This window comes from Streptomyces sparsus (assembly GCF_054776295.1).
Genome location: NZ_BAAHCA010000344.1, coordinates 1 through 4,769 on the forward strand (window position 1 = coordinate 1; position 4,769 = coordinate 4,769).

General features: G+C 73.2%; 5 protein-coding genes. 4 read left to right on the forward strand and 1 reads right to left on the reverse strand.

Annotated elements, in window-relative coordinates:
- Window positions 1-2: 2 nt before the first annotated feature.
- Entirely contained in the window at window positions 3-1,433 is a 1,431-nt protein-coding gene (locus ACYVE9_RS15960) for a sensor histidine kinase (RefSeq protein ID WP_461028519.1), read from the forward strand.
- Here ACYVE9_RS15960 and ACYVE9_RS15965 read toward each other — a convergent pair.
- Window positions 1,397-2,008, reverse strand: a complete 612-nt coding sequence (locus ACYVE9_RS15965; protein WP_461028520.1) for a ScbR family autoregulator-binding transcription factor — start codon at window positions 2,006-2,008, stop codon at window positions 1,397-1,399. The genes ACYVE9_RS15960 and ACYVE9_RS15965 overlap by 37 nt on opposite strands.
- Window positions 2,009-2,253: 245 nt before the next feature.
- Here ACYVE9_RS15965 and ACYVE9_RS15970 point away from each other — a divergent pair, with 245 nt between their 5' ends.
- The 3 genes from ACYVE9_RS15970 to ACYVE9_RS15980 form a co-directional block, all read left to right on the forward strand.
- Window positions 2,254-3,225, forward strand: coding sequence for a ScbA/BarX family gamma-butyrolactone biosynthesis protein (locus ACYVE9_RS15970; RefSeq protein WP_461028521.1), 972 nt, complete (start codon window positions 2,254-2,256; stop codon window positions 3,223-3,225).
- Window positions 3,226-3,262: 37 nt separating this feature from the next.
- A complete protein-coding gene (locus ACYVE9_RS15975; protein WP_461028523.1) occupies window positions 3,263-4,000 on the forward strand; it encodes an SDR family NAD(P)-dependent oxidoreductase in 738 nt (245 codons plus the stop codon).
- A 37-nt stretch (window positions 4,001-4,037) separates the two neighbouring features.
- Window positions 4,038-4,769: NAD(P)H-binding protein (locus tag ACYVE9_RS15980; protein WP_461028522.1), on the forward strand; the 732-nt coding region annotated here is incomplete at its 3' end.

Here is a 4,769-nt window from a genome sequence, read left to right on the forward strand (position 1 = left end):
CGCTGCTGCGGAATGCCCGCAAGAAGAGCGCGCACCTCCGCCTCGCGGTAGCGGCATGCGCGACGGCGGCGTGGTTCCTGGTCCGCGACCAGCTGGTCGACTCGCTCGACGAGGCGCTGCGCGACAACCGGGTGCCGGCGTCGCTGGTCGTGGAGCGGGTCAGCGCCGGGCGGTGCACGGCGGTGCCGTCGGAGGAGCGGGCGGCGACCCCGAACCCGTTCGACTCGACCGTGCAGATCGTCGACCGCAACGGCACCAGCTGCATCGTGTTCGGGCAGCAGCCGCTGGCCGTGGGCGCACAGGACGTGGCCGTCGCCCGCGGCAACGAGCCGGAGTCGCTCCGTGAGGTGCGTGCCGCGGACGGCAGTGCGTACCGGGCGCTGACCTATCCGCTGGCGGGCACCGACGCGGCGGTGACGGTGGCGCGCCCGCTGAGCGAGGTGGACGACGCGCTGGACACCCTGGCGCTGGTGCTCGGCCTGGTTGCCGCGGCGGGCGTGCTGGGCGCGGCGGTGTCCGGGGTGGCGCTGGCCAGGGCCGGGCTGCGGCCGGTGGACCGGCTGGCGCAGGCCGTCGAGCACGTCGCCAGGACCGAGGACCTCGCGGTGCGCATCCCGGTCACCGGGGACGACGAGATCGCCCGGCTCTCCCGGTCGTTCAACATGATGACGGAGGCGCTGGCGACGTCCCGCGAGGTGCAGCAGCAGCTGATCGCCGACGCCGGGCACGAGCTGCGCACCCCGCTGACCTCGATGCGCACCAACGTCGACCTGCTGGTGCGCAGCGAGCGGAGCGGGCGGGGGCTGCCGCCGGGGGAGCGCGCCGAGCTGCTCGCCTCGGTGCGCTCCCAGATGTCCGAACTCGCCGCTCTTATCGGGGACCTCCAGGAGCTGTCCCGTCCCGAGCAGGTGACGGGCCCGGGCCAGCAGGAGATCGTGGCGCTGCACGAGGTGGCCGAGCGGGCGATCGAGCGGGCCAGGCTGCGCGGTTCGGGCGTCACCATCGAGGCGGACCTGTCGCCGTGGTACGTCCGGGCCGAGCCGGCGGCGTTGGAACGCGCGGTGGTGAACCTGCTGGACAACGCGGTGAAGTTCAGCCCGCCGGGCGGCTCGGTGGAGGTTGGCTCGGCCGCCGGCGAGCTGCGGGTGCGCGATCACGGTCCTGGCATCGCGGCGGAGGAACTGCCGCGCGTCTTCGACCGGTTCTGGCGTTCACCGGCCGCCCGCAGCCTGCCCGGTTCGGGCCTGGGGCTGGCCATCGTGTCCAGGACCGTCACCCGGGCGGGCGGTGAGGTGGAGCTGCGGGCCGCGAGCGGCGGCGGCACGGAGGCCGTCGTGCGGTTGCCCGGCGCCGCCGAGCCGCCGCCCGATGTTCCCCCGGTCGGGCAGCCGGCGGATCAGCCGGACGGCGGGGAGCCGTCGGAGCGGATGTAGGAGAGCACGGCCGGGTTGGCGATCGCCGGCAGCAGGTGCTGCCACAGCTCGGTGATCCGCTCGGAGAGGTCGGCGCGCCGGGTCTCCGCGACGGAGAGCAGGTGGACGCCGGTGTAGGCGCCGACGAAGAGTGTGGCGGTGCGCTTGGGATCGACGTGACCGAGCAGTTCGCCGCGGGCGCGGCTCTCCTCCAGGAGGGAGGCGATTATCGCCGCCCACTGGGCGAAGGGGTTCGCCGGCTGCTCGTCGAAGGCGGTGTCCACCGCGATGCGGGTGCCGGCCTGGAGCATGGGATCGGTCCGCAGCCCGTCGGCCACCCCGTGGCTGAGGTCGATGGCCTGCTGCAACGGGGAGCTGGAGCGCTCGGGCACCTGCTGACTGGTCTGCTCGACCAGGATGGCGTCGGCCAGTGCCTGCTTGGACGGAAAGTGGAAGTAGAGCGCGCCCTTGGTGACGCCGGCCTGCTCGATGATCTCGGCGATGGTCGCTGCCTGGTATCCGCGGGTGCCGATGACTTCGGCTGCGGCCTCCAACACCGCTCGACGGGTGCGCAGAGCTCGTTCCTGCTTGGCCATGGATGTCTCTTCCCGTTCACGGCCGTTTTCGGCCAGCCGGGGCGCACAGCGGGCCGCCCCTCGTCCAACGGTACCGCCGGGGAAAGAGAAAGCCAACTGCGCGGTTTGCGTTTATTTACGGAGAGCTTTTTGTTCCCCGCATTTCGTCACTCAAGGTAAACGGAATCTTGGATTCTCGTTGACAAACCTTCTGCCCGGTTTTTTTATGGAGGCAGCAGCCGTTGATCGGATGGGGGAACACCGACATGACCGTAGCGACCCACGCATGGCCCGTAGTCAACTCCGCGCCCGAGACGCACCCCGCGCCCGGCGCCACCGTGCCGAAGCGCCTCACCCACCGGCACCACGCCGACCAGGTCCTGATGACGGGAATCCGACGCACGGGAGACCACCGTTTCACCCTAACCGCACGCTGGCCGGAGGATCACTGCTTCCAGGGACCGGTGCTGGGCGGGTGGACCGATCCGCAGCTGCTCGCGGAATCCATCCGGCAGGCGTCGATCCTGCTGGCCCACGTCGGCTACGAGACGCCCTTCGACCACCAGATAACCATGCACGAGCTGTCCTTCGACGTGGACGGCGACGCCCTGCGCCCGGCCGCCCCGGACGCCGGTGAGCGGAACCGGGAGCTTGTGCTGGAGGTGGTCTGCGGCGGCGTCAGCCGGCCCGGCGCCACGCTCAAGCGCATGCACGTCACCATCGGTCTGCACCTCGGCGGCCGGCCCGTCGGCACCGCCCGCACCCTCTTCTCCTGCCTGCCCCCCGCGGTCTACCGGCGGGTCAGGGGCGACGTGCGGTACTCCGACGACCCGACGCTGCCGCCGGTCGCCTCCGGGGTGTCGCCGCGCCTCGTCGGCCGGGTGGACGAGCAGGACGTCATGCTGGCCAGGGGGCTCGCCCCCGACGCCTGGCCGCTGCGCGTCGACCGCGACCACCAGGTCGTCTTCGACCACCGACTCGACCACGTCCCCGGTATGGCCCTCATCGAGGCCATGCGGCAGGCCGCGCACGTGTCGACCGGGCGCTGCCCTGCCCAACTGGTAAGCGTCCACTGCGAGTTCGCGCAGTACGTCGAGTTCGCCGACACCTGCCTGATCGTCGCCCACCCGCCGGAGGCCACCGAGGGGGCAGCCGTCGCGCTGGTCGTCGAGGCCCACCAGTCCGGCACGGTCGCGGCCCGCGCCCGGTTGGTGCTGCTTGGCGAGCACCGTGACTGAGACAGCTCCGCCGGGTGCACTCCAGGGCAAGGTCATCATGATCACCGGCGCCTCCAGCGGCATCGGCGCCGCCGCCGCCCGGCTGTTCGGCGCGGAAGGCGCGACGGTCGTGCTGACCGCCCGCCGCGCGGAACTGCTGGAGCAGGTGGCCGAGGACGTGCGAGCCGCCGGCGGCACCGCCGGCTGGACCACCGGAGACGTCACCAGGGCGCAGGACATGCGCCGGGTGGTGGACGGAGCCGTCGAGCGCTACGGGCGGCTGGACGGCGCGTTCAACAACGCCGGCTGGGGCACGCCCCGCACTCCGCTGCACCTGCTTCCGGACGAGGAGTACGACCGCATCATGGACGTCAACGTGCGCGGGGTGTGGAACTGCCTGCGGCAGCAGTTACCGGCGATGCTGGCGAACGGCACCGGCGGCTCCATCGTGATCACCTCCAGCACCGCCGGTCAGGTCGCCCCCCGGGCGCCCAGCGCGCCCTACGTCGCGGCCAAGCACGCGGTGATCGGCCTGGCCAAGGCTGCCGCCGACGAGTACGGCCGGCACGGCATCCGGGTCAACGCGCTGACCGTGGGCACCACCAGGACCGAACTGATGCAGTCCGTCTTCGACGCCCGCCCGGCGCTGGAGAAGGAACTGTCGGACGCGTCCATGCTGGGCCGCTCCGCCGCGCCGCACGAGATCGCCGAGGCCGCCGCCTGGCTGTGCAGCGACCGGTCGTCCTTCGTGACGGGGGCCGCGGTCGCGGTCGACGGGGGGTTCACCGCGCTGTGAGCCCGCTCGAACACCCCGCTGCGTCCGGCGGCCGGCCATGATCCTCGTCACCGGCGCCAGCGGCACGGTGGGCGGCGCCGTCGCCGCCTCGCTGACCGCGCGGGGCCACCCGGTGCGGCGGATGAGCCGCACCGGACGGACACCCGGCCACCCCGTCGCCGGCCCTCCCGTCGCCGGTCCTTCCGCCGGCCGGCCCGGACCCGGGCGCGCCGGTGACGTGCCTGACGAGACGGCCACCGGTGACTTCGACGACCCGGAGAGTCTGCGGCGGGCCATGGACGGGGTGCGGGCGGCGCTCGTGGTCACGTCCGATCCGCTGTCGCCCTGGCAGGACGGCAACGTCGTCTCCGCCGCGCAGCGGGCCGGCGTCGAGCGGCTGGTGAAGCTGTCGCTGCTGAGCGTCGCCGACGACGGTGCCCACGACCTGGTCACCGAGTGGCAGCGCACCGCCGAGGCCGGTATCCGCGACTCCGGGCTCGCCTGGACGGTCCTGCGGCCCAGGGCCTTCATGACGAACACCCTGGCGTGGGCCCGGCAGCTCCGCGCGGGCCGGGCGGTGCGCGCCTGGCCCGCGGACGCTCCGACCACGCCCGTCGACCCGAGGGACATCGCCGAGGTGGCGGCCCTGGCCCTCACCGCCCCCAGGCACGCGGGTCGGACGTACGCGCTGACCGGGCCGGCGGCGCTGTCGTCCCGGGAGCAGCTCGCGGTGCTGGCCGACGTGCTCGGCCGCCCGCTGACCCTGCACGAGTGGACACCCGCGCAGGCC